The organism is Paraburkholderia caffeinilytica (genome assembly GCF_051027425.1).
GTDB lineage: Bacteria > Pseudomonadota > Gammaproteobacteria > Burkholderiales > Burkholderiaceae > Paraburkholderia > Paraburkholderia caffeinilytica_A.
Map to the genome: position 1 here is coordinate 853,676 of NZ_CP186553.1, position 16,565 is coordinate 870,240.

Sequence of the window (16,565 nt, forward strand, 5' to 3'; positions counted from 1 at the left end):
ATCCGCTATTCGCCGTAGTTCCTCTTTCCGTTCCCGTTGCGCGCTCGCCGCAGCGGGTAAACGATTAGTGATCCAGATAAAATGGCCGCCGGGGAAGCTCCGATTGCTGAGATGAGCGCGACACAGGACACCGCGTTTGACGTGGTGCTGTCGCCGGTTGCCTCCGCGCAGCGTCCCGCGCCCGACGCGATCCGGATCGTCGATAACCTGTTCGCAGTCGGACGCAGCGAGGTGCCGTTTGCCGACTACCCTGCCGAACGGATCAGCCGGCTGTCACGCCGCCATGCGCGGCTCTTCACGGAGCACGGCGCTGTTTATGTCGCCGATCTCGGCAGCAAGAACGGCACGACACTCAACGGCGTTGCAGTGCGGCAAGCCCCTGTGCGTGTGCGGGCCGGCGACGAATTGTGCTTCGGCGGCGAGCTTTGCTATCGCGTGAGTATCGAGCCGCGGGCGCGAATCGTCGCTGCGGCCAACGCGGTACCGACACCGGGTCTGCTACTGGTGCCGCAACGCGACGACCTTGGACTTCAGCCGATCGACGTGCAGGTGTTCCCATTTCTCATCAGCAAAGTGGACGAGGTCTTTTCGCGCTACAAGGACCGCTATCCGCATCAGGTCAACTACATCTCCCGACGTCATGCACACATCTTTCTGAAGGGTGGCGAGCTCTACCTCGAAGATCTTGGCAGCACCAACGGGACATTCGTCGGTGGAAAGCGACTCGACGAAACCGCGCTGCCGCTTGCGGAGGGGGATCTCCTTGCATTTGGCGGCGACCACTTCGTCTACAGGGTGACACTGCGAAAACCCCCTGAAGTCGAGCCGACCGTGACCCAGTTGCTCCTCAACCCCGCTGTCGATGAAACTGCCGATACCGACAAGACCACGTTCGTTGCCGCCGCGCATTCGTTCCTCGATATCTTTTGTGTCGACCCAGGGTTGCAGCGCGAAGACGAAGTCAACGAAGCAGCGCAGGCCGCATCTGCATCCGCACACGCAAAGCGCGACACGCTGACCGGCGGTGCTAACCGTACGAATGGCACGAATGGCACGAATGGTACAAGCGGCGCGAACAGAACAGACGGCACGCAGGGCGCAAACGGCGCACCTGTCAGGCAAAGCTCGAACGGCAGGAGCGCACTGAAGGGCCGGCCACAACGATGGCGCTTGCTCGCGGGCGAACTCAATAAGGCTTTTGCGGTTGGCGACCACACGACGGTACATCGCGCCGCGTGGTGGAGTGGCGCGGCCTTCGCCGTTCTGGCGGTCATTGCGCTGACGCTCTACATGCGCGGCTCATCTGAGCGCGAGTTGAGAAATATGCTGGCAAGCGGCGATTACACCAGCGCGGTGACGACGGCAAACGGCTATCTGGCGAACCATCCCGCCGACACGAAAGTTAGCGCGTTGGCGAGCGAAGCCTTACTGAAGGGAAAACTCCCCGACTGGCTGAACACACTGCAAAAGGCGCAGTTCGATCAGGCGGACGCGCTGCTCAAGGAGATGAGAGCGCTAAGCGAAAAAAATGCCGACGCCGCGTCTCTGATCGGCGAATTGCAATGGGTGGGCGATCTGGAGCGCTTCGTAGTAGGGCGCGGCGGGGCGGACGCACCGATCCGCATGTACGCCGACGAGGCCACCATCAGCGGCCTGCTGCAACGTTGGGACGACGACGCGAGGAGCCATCAGCGCGCACTCGATCGCATTGCCTCGTACGTCCCTGTTTTTGCGGAGCCTTACGCGCAGGCGCTGAGCCATCTGCGCAAACTGGAAAGCGACGATTCGGTGTATATCGCCGCCATCGACCGCCTGAACGGCACTATTCGTACCGAGCTGGCGCGCGACAAACCCGACGCGCTGCCTGCCGTTCTCGACGATTACGCGCAGCGTTATCCGCGTCTCGCCGGCCTCGATCGTGTACGGGAAGATTTGCGTCACTACGCCGATGTGCTGAACGCCGCGCTCAGTCGGCAACTAACACCATTGCTCGTCTTGCTGAAAACAGTGCGTTTCAACACACCGCCATTTCAGGCGCAATTCCAGCAACTGGCCGCGAGCCGCCTGCCGTCGACGGATGTCATTCAGCGTCATGACGCGGCGAGCGCGGCGTGGCAGCGCGGCGACGTACAACAGGCGCTGGCCGGCTTGCAGACAATGCCTGCCGGGCCGTGGTCCGACGTGATTGCAGCGGAACTGACGCACAAGAAAGCGCTGCTCGACCAGTTCACGGACTTGCAGAAGACACGCGGCAACAAGGATTACGACCCACGCTTGCTGTCGTTTTACGCCAGTCTCGATCCGACGGCAGACGCATGGTTCGTGCAATCGATCCAGAAAGACGTCGCGGCGTTGCACGACAAAGCGCTGGCTCGCGCGCAAGACCTGCTGCTGCGCGCGCAGAGTCTCTGGAAGCAGTATCGGGCGAGCGGTCCGATCGGTGGCACGCAACGGCTGGAAGCGGGGATTTCTCCCGGCTTTCGCAGCGAGGCGCGTCTGCTTTCCGATGCGCAGTCTGCCGCGCAACAGGGCATGCGCATCTATACGCAACTGAAGGCGGATCATCCCGCCGACTTCGACCGCCTGCTCGCGGATATCGAGGCCGAAGCGGAATTGCAGCGCCGCTCGCTGACCGAGCTGCGCATGGTGCTGGACCCTGGGCTGTTGAAGGCAAAGCTGGCGTTGATTGGAGGCGAGCAGAGTGAAACGCGACAATCACCTTAAGCCCCTGTCTGAGGCGCTGGAGGACCACAGCGTCGAAGGCATCGCGATTCTGACCGCGGAGCCGGTGCGGCTCGCGCGCGCGCTGATCTGGGCGATGGTCGCACTGGTGGTGGCCGGCTTGCTGTGGTCGTTCGTGGGGCGCGCGGACGTGATCGTCAGCGCGCAAGGCACCCTCTCGCCGGAATCGGAGGTGCGCCGCATCTATGCACCGATCGACGGCGAGCTCGCCGATCTGTACATCGCCGAGGGGCAGCCGGTATCGAAGGGCGACGTGCTGGCGCGGCTGAATGCGCGCGGAGCGATCGAGGCCGCGAGCAACGCGCTGCAGGCGCAACTCAAACTCGAAGATGCCGAGCGCGACTGGAAGCAGTTTCCCGAGAAGAAAGCGCTGATGGAGCGCAAGGCGGCCGCGCTGAAGGCGCAGATGGAAGTGGAAGCCCATCAGCATGAAAATCGCGTCTCCGAAGGCACCGCCAAGCTCGCCGAGGGCCAAAAGGCCGAACTCGACGAAGCGCGCAGCGTGCTCGACAACGCGCGCCGCACGCGTGAGGCGGCGCGCCAGGAACTGGACCGCTACTCGCGGCTTTTTGCGCAGCCAGGCGGCGGCGGTATCGCCGAGTTGCAGGTGGAGCAGAAACGCACCGCTGCGATGGAAGCGGATAACGCCTACCGTGTCGCTCAATCCAAGCTCGCAGAACTGGATTTCCGCCTGAGCCACGAATACGCACAGGCCAATGCGCAACTCGAAACCAGCGGCCAGCAGACCACCGACCTGCAACTCCAGTACGACTCGGCAGTCCGCGACATTACCGACGCCGAGGATAAATTGCGTCTGCAACTTCAGACCGCACGTCTCGTGGCTGAAGCCGCCGCGCGGATCCGCTTTGAGAACATCGACAAAGACAACTTCTTGCTGATTCTCGCACCGGTCTCAGGCGTCATCACCGACGTGACCTCCACGCAGCGGGGCGACAAGATCCAGGCGAATGCGCCGCTCGGCGGCATCGCGCCGAAAGATGCCAAGCCCGTGCTGAAGATCGAAATCGCCGAACACGATCGTGCTTTTCTGCACGAGGGCCAGCCGGTGAAGCTGAAGTTCAATGCGTTCCCGTATCAGCGCTATGGGTTGATCAACGGCACGCTTGCCTATATTTCGCCGGCCACCAAACCGTCCTTGCAGGACAAGCAGCCGGTGTACGAAGGCCGCGTCACGCTCGACAAGAACTACTACCAGATCGCCGACACCCGCTATCCGCTGCGCTACGGCATGACGGCAAGCGCGGAGATTGTGGTGCGCGAGCGGCGGCTGATCGACCTGGGTCTCGATCCATTCAGGCAGGTAGCGGGTTGAGCGCGCAAATTACACGTCAATAAAAGGAGCGGATGACATGACCGCGATAGTGCGAATCGATGACGAAGTCGTGGACGTTTCCGAGTTCATTCGTCTTCTGAAATTGACCGGCCAGTTCGAGAGCCTGATCGAGCAGATCGTGCGCGACAAGCTCACGGTACATGCGGCAAAGAAACAGGGCATTGCCGTCACAGCCGATGAAATCCAGCAGCGCGCCGATCAGTTCCGCCGTGTGCGCGGCCTGCATCGCGCGACGGATATGAATCAGTACCTCGATGCCCTCAGCGTGAGTCTCGACGAGTTCGAGGCGTTCATTACTGACGGGTTGTATCAGGAGAAGATGCTCGACGTAGTCGGCAACGAGGCGGCGATCAGGGATTACTTCGCGCTGAACTCGCCGAAGTTCGACGCGATCGAGGTGAGCCACATCGTGCTCGATAGCGAGGGCAAGGCGAAGGAGATGATCTCGTACCTGCACGACGATCCCGACAGTTTCGCCGACATGGCGCGCGAGCATTCGATTGCGGATACGCGCGAAGCCGGCGGCGTGATTGGCAAGGTATTGCGCGGATCGTTGAAGCCGGATATCGAGGCGAAGATTTTCAATGCGGCGGTAGGCGATCTGCTTGGGCCGTTTCCTTCGGCGGATCGCTCATGCTTCGAGATTTTCGCCGTAACGGCGAAATATCCCGCGACGCTCGATGCGGATGTGGCTGCTGAAGTCAGGCGTCTGCTGCGCGAGAGCTGGCTGATTGCGCGCGCGCAGGAACACGTGATCGAAGCGCGCTAGCCGAACCGAGGTCCGCAAGCCCATGGATGCCCCCCAGACCGCGCCTTCCACAGCCGAATTTCTCACCTCGGTGGAAATCCTCTCGCCGTTTTCGCGCGATGAGATCGAGCGTCTTGCCGAATATGCGCAGGCACGTTTCTATTCGTTCGGCGAGACGGTGTGTTCGGCGGGTGAAACGGCTGACGGTCTTTATGTGGTTCGCTCGGGCTCGGTACGTATCTTCACCGAGGAGCACGGCAAGGAAACCAGCATGGGCGTGCGCAAAACCGGTGAGATTTTCGCCGACATTGCGATGTTGCGCGCGTACGTGCATGAGGCGTCGGTGCGGGCGTCCGCGAAAACCGAGTTGCTGTTCATTCCCCGCGCGGCGATAGAGCCGGTGATTGCCGGCAATCAGGCCGCCCTGGCGTTTATTGCGAGCTACGTGGCGATCAGTTCGGCCGGTGGTTTCGTCGCCCAGTTGTTCGATCTGCGCGGCAAACTCAACAAGGCGGAACTCGAAGAATATGTGCGCAGCGTCGGTGTGAAACGCGTGGCTGCCGGCAAGGACATTCTCAAGCAGGACGGACGCGACGATCGGCGTCTCTACGTGGTGCGGCAAGGTGAAGTGCGCATTGTCCGTCATGAGGAAGGCCACGACTACACGCTGGCGACGCTGGGCGAAGGCGAAATCTTCGGCGAAAAAGCGTGTTTGATGCGGCAGGAGCAAATGGCGTCGGCAGTGGCGACAACCGATACGCGGCTGCTGGTGATCCCGGAGCGAACCGTCCATTTCATTCTGGAGCGCAATCCAAAGCTGCGCGAAGTTCTGGATGAACGGATTCGTTATGGCGACCGTGAATTGCAACGGCAAAAGCGCCTCGAACAGCGGCGCAAATTGCCGTTGATGCTCGATTTGCAGACCAAACCCGAGTTCGGCGAAAAGGTCATCAAACGCTTCGCGCTGGTCGAACAGGCTGAGGAAATGGATTGCGGCGCTGCGTGTCTCGCCATGGTATGCCGTCACTACAGCATCCCGATGACGCTCGGCAAGCTGCGCGAACTCGCCAACGTCACGACGCAAGGCGCCACGCTCGACAGTCTTGCGCGCGCAGGCGAGTCGCTCGGCTTCACTGCACGTGGCGTGCAATGCACTTTCGATTCGTTACGTGGCTTCGATTTACCCTTCATTGTGCACTGGGAGGGGTATCACTACGTCGTGGTGTACGGGCTCTCGAAGGACTACGTGTGGGTCGCCGACCCGGCACTAGGCTTCAGAAAAATGACGGTCGAAGATTTCGAACGCGGCTGGAGCGGCACGTGTCTGTTATTTACGGGCGGCCCGAATCTGTTGCAGATGTCGGCCGCCCGTTCGCCGTGGATACGCTTTGTCGGCTATCTCAGGCCGTACAGGAAGATTCTCGGCCACCTGTTCCTTGCGACCTTCGTGATTCAGGTGCTCGGTGTGATTCCACCGCTGATTATCCAGAACATTCTCGACGGCGTGATCGTGCATCAGAACGTCAGCCTGCTGCATCTGCTGATCGGCGGCCTGATCATCGCCAATGTATTTTCGCAACTGATGTCGTCGATTCGCGCGTATCTGGCGAATTTCATGGTGCGCAATATGGACTTCGCGATGATGTCGCAGTTCTTCAAGCACACCATGTCGCTGCCGTTTTCGTTTTTCGCCAAACGGAAAACCGGCGACATCTTCGCGCGCTTTCAGGAGAACCAGACGATCCGCGCCTTCCTCACCGAGTCCACGGTGACTACCGCGCTCAATCTGTTGATGGTGTTCATCTACTTCACGATCATGTTCGTCTACAACGTGAAGATGACGCTGGTGCTGATCGCATTCGTGATACCGATCATGGCGCTGACCGCGCTGGCCACGCCGAAGATCAAGAACTACGCGCGTGAGGTGTTCACGGCGTCGACCGAATCGAAGTCGTTTCTGATGGAAGCACTCGCCGGTGTCGAGACCATCAAGGGCATGGGCATCGAACGGCCGGTCCGGTTGCGCTGGGAGAAGAAGTACGCGAAGGCGCTCGAAGTGCAATACCGGGCACACGCCTTCAACATTCTCGTTGGGCTTGGCAGCCAGTTGCTCAACGCAGCGACAACGATCGCCATTCTCTGGGTTGGCGCGAATCTGGTGCTCGCGCGCGAAATGACCATCGGTCAACTGATCGCGTTCAATGCGTTCATGGGCAGCGTGCTGGGTCCGCTGATGGGATTGGTCGGCTTATGGAGCATGCTGAACGACGCGGGCGTGGCGATGGAGCGTCTCGGCGACGTTCTCGATATCGAGCCGGAGCAGAAGCCGGAGGATTTGCCTTCGCGTGTGATGCTGCCGGAACTGCAAGGCGAAATCAGTCTCAACGGCGTTTACTTCCGCTACGGCGAGAACGATTCGGCGTATGTACTGGAAAATATCAGCTTCGAGATCAAGCCTGGCGAACTGGTGGCGATTGTGGGTCGCAGCGGGTCCGGCAAGACGACGCTCGCCAAGCTGCTGGTCGGCTTTTATGCACCGACCGAAGGCAAGATGACCATCGACGGCTACGACCTTGGCGTGGTCGATAAAGCCTATTACCGCGCACAGATCGGCTATGTGATGCAGAGCAATCTGCTGTTTTCCGGCACGATTGCCGAGAACATAGCAAGCGGCGACGATTCACCCGAACGGCGCCGTATCGAAGAAGTCGCGAAAATGGCCGACGCCCACGCGTTCATCAGCAAGATGCCGCTTGGCTACGAGCAGATTGTCGGCGAGCGCGGCATTGGTTTATCCGGCGGGCAGATCCAGCGTCTATGCATCGCGCGGGCGTTGTATCACGATCCGCGCCTGCTCGTTTTCGACGAAGCGACCTCGGCGCTGGACTCGCAATCGGAAAGCAATATCCTCGGCAATATGCATGACATTCTGAAGGGCCGAACGGCGGTGATCATTGCGCATCGGCTCAGCACCATCATGCGCGCCGACAAGATTCTGGTGCTGTATGAAGGGGCAATCGTCGAACAGGGCCGTCACGATGAACTGATTCAGCGCGGCGGCATGTACTACCAGTTGGTCCAGAAACAGTTGAGTGCGTGATGAAGATACTCGACCAGATAGAAGAGCTCAGCCCGGCGATTTCATACGCGGGTTTGATCGAACGTATCGAGATTTTGCGCTCGACGCTGCGTTGGTCGTCCCGGCTCGAGCGCGCCGACATCGACAAGCTGCTCCGGCAAGCTACTTCGTTACGCGACGAGGTCATGCAGCTTTCGCACAAGGAGCGCTTCGTGCAGGCCGCAACGGCTGCTGAGCCTGCTGCCTCTGCCGATCAATCGCGTGGCGCGCGCAGAAAGGCGTTGATCGAGCGCAGCTTCATTTTCGAAGGGACATTCGGTGACAATCCGCGTTTGCTCGAATCGCTCGAAATCGCCGAAAAGGCGGCGCCGACCGACTTGCCGGTGTTGATCGACGGCGAAAGCGGCACGGGTAAGGAATTGATGGCGAAGGTGATCCACGCAAATGGCGCGCGTTCGGACAAACCGTTTATCTCCGTGAATTGCGGCGCGATTCCGGACAATCTGCTGGAGTCGGAATTGTTCGGTCATCGCAAGGGCGCGTTCACGGGCGCTTCGAACGATCGCAAGGGCAAGTTCGAAAGCGCGCATACCGGCACGATCTTTCTCGACGAAATCGGCGAATTGCCGCTGGCCGGTCAGGTGAAGCTGCTGCGCGTGCTGGAAGCGCATGAGATTCAGCGCGTGGGCTCCGATGAAACGATTGCTGTCGATACGCGCATCGTCGCGGCGACCAATCGCAATCTGCGGCAACTCAGCGAAGAGGGCAAGTTTCGCGAGGATCTGTTCTACCGTCTCAGCGTGATTCACGTCACGTTGCCGCCGCTGCGCGAGCGGCGCGATGAGATACCGCTGCTGATCGCGTGGTTCGGCGATGAGGCCGCGGGCACGCTAAAACGCAGGCCGGTCAGATTGACGCCGCGTCTGCGGGACTTTCTGCTGAACTATGCGTACCCGGGCAATATTCGTGAACTGCGCAACGTGATGTATCGCGTGTCGTGCCTGGCTGGAGATATGGCGGACATCGATCATCTGCCGGTGGATATGCGGCCGGCCGCGCCCGGCTCAGCCGCGGCTTTGTCCAACGCGGCCGCAGCGAAAGGGCGGGAGCCGATCAGCGTGGCGAATCTGATGTCACTAAGCGACGCAAAGCGCGCGGCGAGCGATGACGCGGAAAAAGCCTTTCTGGAGCGCGGCCTGCGCGAAGTGAGCGGCACTGTTGCGGAACTGGCGAGGCGCATTGATATGAACCGCTCGCATCTGCAAATGCTCCTGAAGAAGCATGGGTTGCATTCAAAGGATTTTCGCAATCGGAATGCGTTACCCACAAGTCCAAACGGCGCTGACGAGCATGATGAGGAAGACAGCGATAGTTGAGGTTGGACGTTTGAGTTGAGCTCGGACGCCGCTCTGATCAACCAGCGTTCCTCGAAGTGCCTCGACCTGCAAATAGCGTGTTCAAGTCCGTCCTTTCACGCCCGCGCATTCAAGGCGCCGGGTTCAGCAAGGTTTTGTCGGACGCATACGGGTCTTCAGCTTGCACCACCACCGCGGTGACATTGTCGCGTCCACCGTGTGCAATGGCCAGGTCGACCAGTTCATCGGACGCACGCTCACACGCCACCGAGGTCAGTACCGCCAGTATTTCCGCATCGCTGACCTCGTTGCTCAGCCCGTCGCTGCATAGCAGAAAGACGTCGCCATCCGCGACTTCGATTGCATCGTCATCGAGTTCGAGCACGTCCGTTGCGCCGACCGCGCGCGTGATCATGTGCTGCGCCGGATGATGCCGCGCTTCCTCGTCGGTAATCATGCCGAGCGATTTGAGTTCTTCCACCTGGCTATGATCGCGCGTGAGTTGCCGCAATTGCCCGGCGCGATACAGATAGAGGCGGCTGTCGCCGGCCCATAGATAACCGCAGAAGCGGTCGCACGCGAGCAGCACGATGACGGTGCTGCCAATCCTTTGCACCTGGCGGCGCGCGGCTTCGTCCCTGAGTTGGCGGTTGGCTTTTTGCAGCCGTGCCCGCGCGTCGGCGATACAGGTTCTCATGGCGAGCGGCGGCGCGAGCCGGCTCAGCGTATCGATCACCAGGCGACTCGCCAGATCGCCGACCGCGTGCCCACCCATACCATCGGCGACGGCCCAGCGTCCGGGTTCGGGCTGGGCGAGGCAGGCATCTTCGTTGATTTCACGCACGCGTCCGACGTCGGAACGCGCGGACGACGTCCATCGAAATTGGCTCGGACAGGTCACAAGGGCTACACCATATCGTTTCTGCTGCGTGCGTCGGGCGAGACGTTGATGTTCGAGTTCGCGCCGGTGTTGCGCACATCCACGGACTGGAACGTGTTGATCATCTGGTTAGCATAGAAGTTGTTCGAGATGTCGTACAGGTTCACCACCGGACCGATGCTCGGCGTTTCCCGCACATAGGGCTGAATCCAGCCGTACACCCACGGCGCACCGCCGCCGCCGCGGATCGCCGCCATCGCTTTACGGTCGAGCGCGAGGTTCAGCGAGAGGTCGTTCACTGTGATGGAAGCCATGTCGTTCTCCGGTTGGCCGCGTGCGTCGGGCGCGCGGTTGAAAAGGAATTGAACGTGATGGTGCAAGTGCTGTGCCAATTTGCGGCCCGAGCGGGCGCTTTCTCGTAGTGCGTTGATTGGTGGGCGATTCCGCGCGCCAGGGTGGTCAGCGTCTGTTCATACCGGGGGGAAGAGGTTGGGATGCACCCAACATTCAGGCGCTCACACCGGTGCAGGACCCAACACATTGACTTGACTCCCCGACCCCTGACGAACACATTCCCTGCGGTTCAATCGGCATCTCGAATGATCGACATCCGCCAACAGATCGGCTCGATTTGTGTCGGCTCACGGCGGACACATGCTGTGCTCAAAACGCCCAGAAATTCCTGAAAGCCCTTTAAATAAAGGCTTTTCCGCACATGGCCCGGATGATGCAAAAGATCTCGCAACAGTGTTGGATATCGAAGCGAGGCCGGCCATGAACACGAACCATCTTCCCACGAGCAGCGAAAGCCAGGGCGAATGCTGCAATGAAGCGTCGACCATCGATCTGCCGATCGGCGCGCATCTCGTCACGCAGCGGCGCGGTTACGAACACCACGGCATTTACGTGGGCAATGGCCGCGTGGTCCATTACGCAGGCTTTGCGAGTTCGGCGCATCGCGGCCCGGTGGAGGAAGTGGAATTGACCCGTTTCGCCGCCGGTCATCCATTGACGATCCGCCCGACTCCGAGTGCCCGCTACGCCGGCGACGAAGCCGTGCGCCGCGCGCGCTCCCGCCTCGGCGAAAACCACTATCGCCTGCTGACGAACAACTGCGAGCACTTCTGCGCGTGGTGCCTGCTCGGCGAAAGCCGCAGCGAACAGGTGCATTGCTGCCTGAGGCATCCCCGCGCCGGCATGCGTGCGCTGGTGTGTCTGGTGAAGGCGTTTGTCGAAAGTAACGCGAAGGATGGACAGGTTGCCGCCCAGCTCGCGTGAGCAAGCGGGAAGGCATTCAGGGATTCAAGGTTTCAGAAATCGAGGAGAACATCATGGTTGCCGCAGAAAAGACCTTGCACTGGGCCGTCGATAAATGGCTTGCGCCGACCCCGTCGATGCCCGCGCGTGTCGTGCGGTTTTGCCACCGCGCGTCGCAACATCAGCGCTACGTCTGCGTGGAGGCCCTACGGCCGGGTGGTTTGCTGTCGATCTTCTTCTTCCGTCATGACGACGGCTCGTGGAACGTGTTCCCGCCGCAAGCCGAGCGGCCCGCCATGAATGGCCATCGTCGCGCGGCAGCTTGCTAGCTTTGCGTGCTTTGCATGTGCAAGGCCGCTTCCTTAACGATCCACTGACTGAACAGCAGCATTGCCGGCGTCATCGATTTGCCCTTCAACCACGTCAGCCAGTAGCTGCCGGCATGAACTTCCACCTCGAACGGGCGCGCCAGCCGGCCCGTGTTGATCTCGTGATCGAACATCAGCGCCGGCGCCAGTGCGATACCCGCACCCTGCATGGCCGCTTCCACCATGAGCCGCGATGAATCGAACACCGGGCCGCGAATCGGCCGCGGCGGGATGCCGGCGGCCGTGAACCACGTCATCCAGTCGTCGACGCGATAAGAACGCAGCAAGGTTTCGTTGGCGAGGTCCGCCGGTTCGGACAGACGCATTGCGATTTCAGGTGCACACAGAATCGCGAGCGGCGCGTCGAGCAGCCGGGTGGCGAGCGAGCCGGGCCAGGTGCCGTCGCCGAAACGAATCGCAAAGTCGAGGCCTTCTGTGGCGAGATCGACCAGATTGTTGTTTGTCAGCAGCCGCAGTTCGACAAACGGATGCGCGTCGCGAAACGACTTGAGCCGCGGCATCAGCCAGCCCACCGCGAAGGTGCCCACCACGCCGACCGTCAACACCTCGTGAAAGTGGCCGCCGTCGAACTGCTTGAGCACGGCCTCGATACGATCGAATGCGTCGGTGAGAACCGGACGGAGCGCTAGGCCTTCGTCCGTCATAGCCAGGCCGCGGGGCAGACGCTTGAAGAGCGCCGTCCCCAACCGCTCCTCCAGCGTTCTGACCTGCTGGCTCACGGCCGCCTGAGTGACGTTCAATTCGAGCGCGGCACGCGTGAAGCTCAGATGTCGCGCGGACGACTCGAAGGCGCGCAGCGCATTCAAGGGGAGATACGGTCTCATGGCGGAGGCATAAGATTTTCTTGGGAGTCGACTAACTTATCATCGTTTGCCAGCGAGCGCCGAAAAACCGATAGTGGCGGCTTCACATAAGGAGCGGCGATGATCACAAGACGGAAATTCGCAGGCGCGATGCTTGGCGTTTCAATAGCTGGGGTTGCGGTTGGCAGCGGGGGCGCTTTGGGGAAGGTGATGAAGGCGGGCGCCACGAAGCAGGGCGGCGGGATGGCCAAGGCGGACGCTATTCGTCAACGGCTCGCGCAGATTGAAGCGGAAAGCGGCGGCCGGCTCGGCGTTTCGATCGTCGACACGATGTCCGGATTGCACGCTGGTTTGCGGACGGACGAGCGTTTTCCGATGTGCAGCACGTTCAAACTGCTGGCGGCGGGTTTTGTGTTGACGCGCGTGGATCGCGGTCAGGAAGACTTGCAGCGGCGCGTCGTGTTTGCCAAAAGCGATCTTGTGCCGTACTCGCCGGCTACCGGTAAGCACACTCGTGAGCTCACTGGCGACGCAGGGATGAGCGTCGCCGACTTGTGCAAGGCGGCGATTACGCTCAGCGACAACACCGCGGCCAATCTGTTGCTGGCGAGCTTTGGCGGCCCCGCCGCTTTGACCGCGTTCGCGCGCAGTATCGGCGACGGCATCACGCGCCTGGACCGCAACGAACCCACGCTGAACGAAGCGACACCGGGCGATCCGCGCGACACCACCACGCCCAACGCCATGCTAGGCAATCTGCGTGAACTTCTGCTGGGCGAGCGTCTGTCTTCGTCGTCGCGTGCGCAACTGCTTGCGTGGCTCGCGGCGAATCAGACCGGCGGCGAACGGATTCGCGCGAAGCTACCGAAGGATTGGGGCGTCGGCGATAAAACCGGCACGGGCGATCACGGCACGGCAAACGACGTCGCGATTCTGTGGCCGCCGGGACGCGGGCCGATTCTCGTAACCGTCTACCTCACGGGAACGAGCGGCGATGCGGCGCGCTGTAATGCGGCGATTGCAGACGTTGGTGCGCTGGTGGTGGCGATGGTGTAAGCCCGTTTTCTAACCATTCCCCCCAATAACACCCACTGACCGGTATGACACCCCCGCGTCATGGCGTAAAATTTCAGCTTCGATATGAAGCGACGTGACTTACGCTAACTCATGCCAACGCCAGCGGACAAATCAAACTCAAAGGAAAGCGAAGGCGTTGCCGTCATCGATCGTGCTTGTGCGATCCTGTTCGCTTTCAGGCCGGATGACGCCGCGCTCACTCTCGCCGAACTCGCGGCGCGCACAGGGCTCTACAAGAGCACGTTGTTGCGCCTCGCGGGCTCGCTGATCCAGCACCGCCTGCTGCTGCGTCTGGACGACGGCCGCTATCAACTCGGCTCCGCGACCTTCATGCTCGGGGCGCTATACCAGCGCAGTCTGAACCTCGGCGATATTCTGGTGCCGCTGATGCGCGAACTCGCGGAAACGAGCGGCGAAAGCGTGTCTTTTTACGTACGCGACGAGGCGGTGCGTGTGTGCCTGCATCGCGTGGACTCGACGCATGCGGTGCGTTTTCACGTGCGCGAAGGCGACGTGCTGCCGTTGGAAAGCGGCTCGGGCGGCCACGCGTTGCTGGCGTTCGGCGGCACGCCGGGCGAACCGTACGAGAAGATTCGCGAGGACTTCTACTGTGTGTCGATCGGCGAGCGCGATCGGGAGACGGCCGGGATTTCAATGCCGGTATTCGGTGTGCGCCAGAGTTTGCGTGGTGTGCTGACGCTCGCGGGTCCCAGCTCCCGCATCGATCAGGCGTTTCTGCAAGGCAATCTCGGCGCGTTGTTCGATTGCGCCGCGCGCGCAACCGATGCATTGGGCGGCGACTCGCGCGCGATGCGCAATGCGCAGCGGCGTGCGGCCGCCGTTCAGGACAGGTGACGCTCGGGCTTGCCCGTGTAGGTGTAGCTCATTTGACGCGGCATCGGGCCTTTGTTGCGCTCGTTGCGTCCGCGTTGCTCCCATGCATGCGACAGAATGCCGACTGCGCGTGACAGGCAGAACACCCCGCGAGCCAGTTCCGGCGCAAAACCGAGTTCGGCGTAAATCACGGCGGTTGCGCCATCGATATTCATCGGCACCGGTTTGTTCTTGCGCTGCTTCAGCAAGGCTTCAATACCGCGCGCGATAGCCGCATATTGCCCGCCGATGCTCTTCTGCTCGACGCTTTCGTCCACGAGTGAAAGCAGCCGGATGGCCCGCGGATCGACCGGATGAAAGCGGTGTCCGAAGCCGGGCAAATACTTGCCGTGTTCGACGGTAAAAGCATCGACACCTTGCTCGACGGCGTCTTCCAACGTGGCGCCTGCTTGCATGCGTTCAGCGATCGAGTCGTACAGTTCGACCGCCTGCTGACCGGCGCCGCCATGCACGTCATCCAACGCATTGATCGCCGAGGCCATCGCGCCGTTCAACGGCAAACCGCAACTGGTCGCCATCCGCGAAATCGCAATCGAGGGCGCATGCGGGCCATGATCCACCGATGCCACCAGCGCAGCCTCGAACAAACGCGCTTGCGCGGCGTCAGGCAGTTCGCCGCGCAGCATCAGCCAGATCATCTGCGGGAAGCTGACGTTGCCGATCAACTCCTGAATCGGGAAACCGCGTACCTTGATCGAGCCAGGATGAATATCGATGATCGAGGTGCTCCAGTAGTCGGCGGCGAGTTTGGCGGCGTCGAATGCTTGCGTCATATTCAGATGACTCCTTCGGAGCGTAGATGATCGATTTGCGCGTCGTCGTAACCGAGCGAGGCGAGATGCTCACGCGTGTGAGCTGACAGAGCCGGGGCAGGTGTTGTCGGCGCGGTGTCGGCGTCGGAGAGACGAAAGCCTGCACGGGTCACGCGTTGTCGTTCGGCGGTGCCGTCGGCGGCAAACTCACGGATGAACTCGCGCGATGCCAGATGGGGATGCGCGAGAATCTCCGGCACCGACATCACACGTCCGGCCGGCACGCCGGCTTCGAAGAATTTGGCTTCCCAGTTCGTCGCGTTGTCGCTTGCGAGGGCCACTTCGATTTCAGCCTTCAACGCCGCGCGATTCACTTTGCGCGCGTTGCGCTCGGAAAAGCGCGCGTCGTCGAGCAGATCGGCGCGGCCGATCAGATGGCAGAGACTCGCGAACTGCTTGTTCTCGTTCGCGGCGATATTGAGCGGGCCGTCGCCGGTTTTGAAGGTGCCCGACGGTGCGGCGGTGAAGTTTTCGTTGCCCATCGGTTCGGGCGTGACACCGGCGTTCAGGTAGTTCGACACGACCCAGCCCATTGTCGCAAGCGTCGCTTCCAGCATCGAGACGTCGAGCATGCGGCCGTGTCCGCTCGCGCGGGCATCGACCAACGCGGCGCAGATGCCGAACGCCGCGGTGAGGCCGCCCACGGTGTCCGACACCGGATAGCCGACGCGCAACGGTGCGCTGTCGGCATCGCCGGTGACGCTCATCACGCCTGAGATGCCCTGAATGATCTGGTCGTAGGCAGGGCGTTTCGAAAACTCGCCGTCCATGCCGAAGCCGGAGATCGCGCAATACACGAGTTTCGGATTGACCTCGCGCAGCGCATCGAAATCGAGGCCGAGCCGCGTCATCACACCCGGCCGGAAGTTTTCGACGAGCACGTCCGCGGTTTTGACGAGCTCGCGCAAAATGGTCTTGCCGCGCGGGTCTTTCAGATTGAGGGTGACGGACTGTTTGCCCGCATTCACGGCGACGAACGAGGCGCCCATGTTGCGCATGGACGCTTCCTTGTCGGCGCCTAAACGCCGCGCAAGATCGCCGCCTTCGGGGTGCTCGACCTTGATCACGTCGGCGCCGAGCAGCGCGAGTTGATAGGCGCAAAACGGCCCCGCCAACACATTCGATAAATCCAGTACCCGCACTCCGGCCAACGGCAGCGTCATCTTTGAAGTCTC

Annotated in this window: 14 protein-coding genes; 9 read left to right on the forward strand and 5 right to left on the reverse strand. The window is 61.3% G+C overall.

The genetic code is table 11. The annotated features are described in order from the left end of the window. Positions 1 to 81 precede the first annotated feature (81 nt). The 5 genes from ACOSV0_RS24400 to ACOSV0_RS24420 are packed head-to-tail and all read left to right on the forward strand — an operon-like array spanning position 82 to position 9,299. A complete protein-coding gene (locus tag ACOSV0_RS24400; RefSeq protein ID WP_434114467.1) occupies positions 82 to 2,724 on the forward strand; it encodes an FHA domain-containing protein in 2,643 nt (880 codons plus the stop codon). Then, positions 2,702 to 4,075 (forward strand): HlyD family efflux transporter periplasmic adaptor subunit, encoded by a 1,374-nt coding sequence (locus tag ACOSV0_RS24405; protein ID WP_434114468.1) that lies wholly within the window; start codon positions 2,702 to 2,704, stop codon positions 4,073 to 4,075. Before ACOSV0_RS24400 ends, ACOSV0_RS24405 begins: the two co-directional genes overlap by 23 nt. Before the next feature lie 37 nt (positions 4,076 to 4,112). After that, positions 4,113 to 4,865, forward strand: coding sequence for a peptidylprolyl isomerase (locus tag ACOSV0_RS24410; RefSeq protein ID WP_434114470.1), 753 nt, complete (start codon positions 4,113 to 4,115; stop codon positions 4,863 to 4,865). Between the two features lie 22 nt (positions 4,866 to 4,887). Further along, complete coding sequence (locus tag ACOSV0_RS24415; protein WP_434114471.1) at positions 4,888 to 7,944, forward strand: peptidase domain-containing ABC transporter; 3,057 nt, start codon at positions 4,888 to 4,890, stop codon at positions 7,942 to 7,944. Continuing rightward, the gene (locus ACOSV0_RS24420; RefSeq protein WP_434114473.1) at positions 7,941 to 9,299 is read left to right on the forward strand and encodes a sigma-54 interaction domain-containing protein; all 1,359 of its coding nucleotides are present in this window, start codon (positions 7,941 to 7,943) and stop codon (positions 9,297 to 9,299) included. Before ACOSV0_RS24415 ends, ACOSV0_RS24420 begins: the two co-directional genes overlap by 4 nt. Positions 9,300 to 9,408: 109 nt before the next feature. Here the strand turns inward: ACOSV0_RS24420 and ACOSV0_RS24425 are convergent, their stop codons facing one another. Beyond that, positions 9,409 to 10,179 (reverse strand): PP2C family protein-serine/threonine phosphatase, encoded by a 771-nt coding sequence (locus ACOSV0_RS24425; RefSeq protein ID WP_434114475.1) that lies wholly within the window; start codon positions 10,177 to 10,179, stop codon positions 9,409 to 9,411. Positions 10,180 to 10,184: 5 nt separating this feature from the next. Further along, positions 10,185 to 10,472 carry a hypothetical protein gene (locus tag ACOSV0_RS24430; protein WP_093637794.1) on the reverse strand — a complete coding sequence of 96 codons (288 nt, stop codon included), beginning with the start codon at positions 10,470 to 10,472 and terminating at the stop codon, positions 10,185 to 10,187. Positions 10,473 to 10,932: 460 nt separating this feature from the next. Between ACOSV0_RS24430 and ACOSV0_RS24435 the strand changes: the two genes are divergently transcribed. Together ACOSV0_RS24435 and ACOSV0_RS24440 are read left to right on the forward strand one after the other, a co-directional pair. Further along, the gene (locus tag ACOSV0_RS24435) at positions 10,933 to 11,436 is read left to right on the forward strand and encodes a lecithin retinol acyltransferase family protein (protein ID WP_434114477.1); all 504 of its coding nucleotides are present in this window, start codon (positions 10,933 to 10,935) and stop codon (positions 11,434 to 11,436) included. A gap of 53 nt (positions 11,437 to 11,489) precedes the next feature. After that, positions 11,490 to 11,744, forward strand: coding sequence for a hypothetical protein (locus ACOSV0_RS24440; RefSeq protein WP_115779644.1), 255 nt, complete (start codon positions 11,490 to 11,492; stop codon positions 11,742 to 11,744). Here the strand turns inward: ACOSV0_RS24440 and ACOSV0_RS24445 are convergent. Then, complete coding sequence (locus tag ACOSV0_RS24445) at positions 11,741 to 12,628, reverse strand: LysR family transcriptional regulator (RefSeq protein WP_434114479.1); 888 nt, start codon at positions 12,626 to 12,628, stop codon at positions 11,741 to 11,743. The genes ACOSV0_RS24440 and ACOSV0_RS24445 overlap by 4 nt on opposite strands. A 99-nt stretch (positions 12,629 to 12,727) precedes the next feature. Between ACOSV0_RS24445 and bla the strand changes: the two genes are divergently transcribed. Together bla and ACOSV0_RS24455 are read left to right on the forward strand one after the other, a co-directional pair. Beyond that, the gene (bla, locus tag ACOSV0_RS24450; protein WP_434114481.1) at positions 12,728 to 13,663 is read left to right on the forward strand and encodes a class A beta-lactamase; all 936 of its coding nucleotides are present in this window, start codon (positions 12,728 to 12,730) and stop codon (positions 13,661 to 13,663) included. A gap of 111 nt (positions 13,664 to 13,774) precedes the next feature. Next, entirely contained in the window at positions 13,775 to 14,539 is a 765-nt protein-coding gene (locus ACOSV0_RS24455) for an IclR family transcriptional regulator (protein WP_434114483.1), read from the forward strand. Here ACOSV0_RS24455 and ACOSV0_RS24460 read toward each other — a convergent pair. Continuing rightward, positions 14,527 to 15,351, reverse strand: a complete 825-nt coding sequence (locus tag ACOSV0_RS24460) for a citryl-CoA lyase (RefSeq protein WP_434114484.1) — start codon at positions 15,349 to 15,351, stop codon at positions 14,527 to 14,529. The genes ACOSV0_RS24455 and ACOSV0_RS24460 overlap by 13 nt on opposite strands. A gap of 2 nt (positions 15,352 to 15,353) precedes the next feature. Further along, a complete protein-coding gene (locus tag ACOSV0_RS24465; RefSeq protein WP_434114486.1) occupies positions 15,354 to 16,553 on the reverse strand; it encodes a CaiB/BaiF CoA transferase family protein in 1,200 nt (399 codons plus the stop codon). Between the last annotated feature and the right edge of the window lie 12 nt (positions 16,554 to 16,565).

What these genes read in the sequence shown, in the direction of transcription:
- ACOSV0_RS24435 (WP_434114477.1), top strand. Translation starts at nt 10,933, where the DNA reads ATGAACACGAACCATCTTCCCACGAGCAGCGAAAGCCAGGGCGAATGC.
- ACOSV0_RS24415 (WP_434114471.1), top strand. Translation starts at nt 4,888, where the DNA reads ATGGATGCCCCCCAGACCGCGCCTTCCACAGCCGAATTTCTCACCTCG.
- ACOSV0_RS24400 (WP_434114467.1), top strand. Translation starts at nt 82, where the DNA reads ATGGCCGCCGGGGAAGCTCCGATTGCTGAGATGAGCGCGACACAGGAC.
- ACOSV0_RS24445 (WP_434114479.1), bottom strand. Translation starts at nt 12,628, where the DNA reads ATGAGACCGTATCTCCCCTTGAATGCGCTGCGCGCCTTCGAGTCGTCC.
- ACOSV0_RS24440 (WP_115779644.1), top strand. Translation starts at nt 11,490, where the DNA reads ATGGTTGCCGCAGAAAAGACCTTGCACTGGGCCGTCGATAAATGGCTT.
- ACOSV0_RS24465 (WP_434114486.1), bottom strand. Translation starts at nt 16,553, where the DNA reads ATGACGCTGCCGTTGGCCGGAGTGCGGGTACTGGATTTATCGAATGTG.
- ACOSV0_RS24410 (WP_434114470.1), top strand. Translation starts at nt 4,113, where the DNA reads ATGACCGCGATAGTGCGAATCGATGACGAAGTCGTGGACGTTTCCGAG.
- ACOSV0_RS24460 (WP_434114484.1), bottom strand. Translation starts at nt 15,351, where the DNA reads ATGACGCAAGCATTCGACGCCGCCAAACTCGCCGCCGACTACTGGAGC.
- ACOSV0_RS24430 (WP_093637794.1), bottom strand. Translation starts at nt 10,472, where the DNA reads ATGGCTTCCATCACAGTGAACGACCTCTCGCTGAACCTCGCGCTCGAC.
- ACOSV0_RS24455 (WP_434114483.1), top strand. Translation starts at nt 13,775, where the DNA reads ATGCCAACGCCAGCGGACAAATCAAACTCAAAGGAAAGCGAAGGCGTT.
- bla (WP_434114481.1), top strand. Translation starts at nt 12,728, where the DNA reads ATGATCACAAGACGGAAATTCGCAGGCGCGATGCTTGGCGTTTCAATA.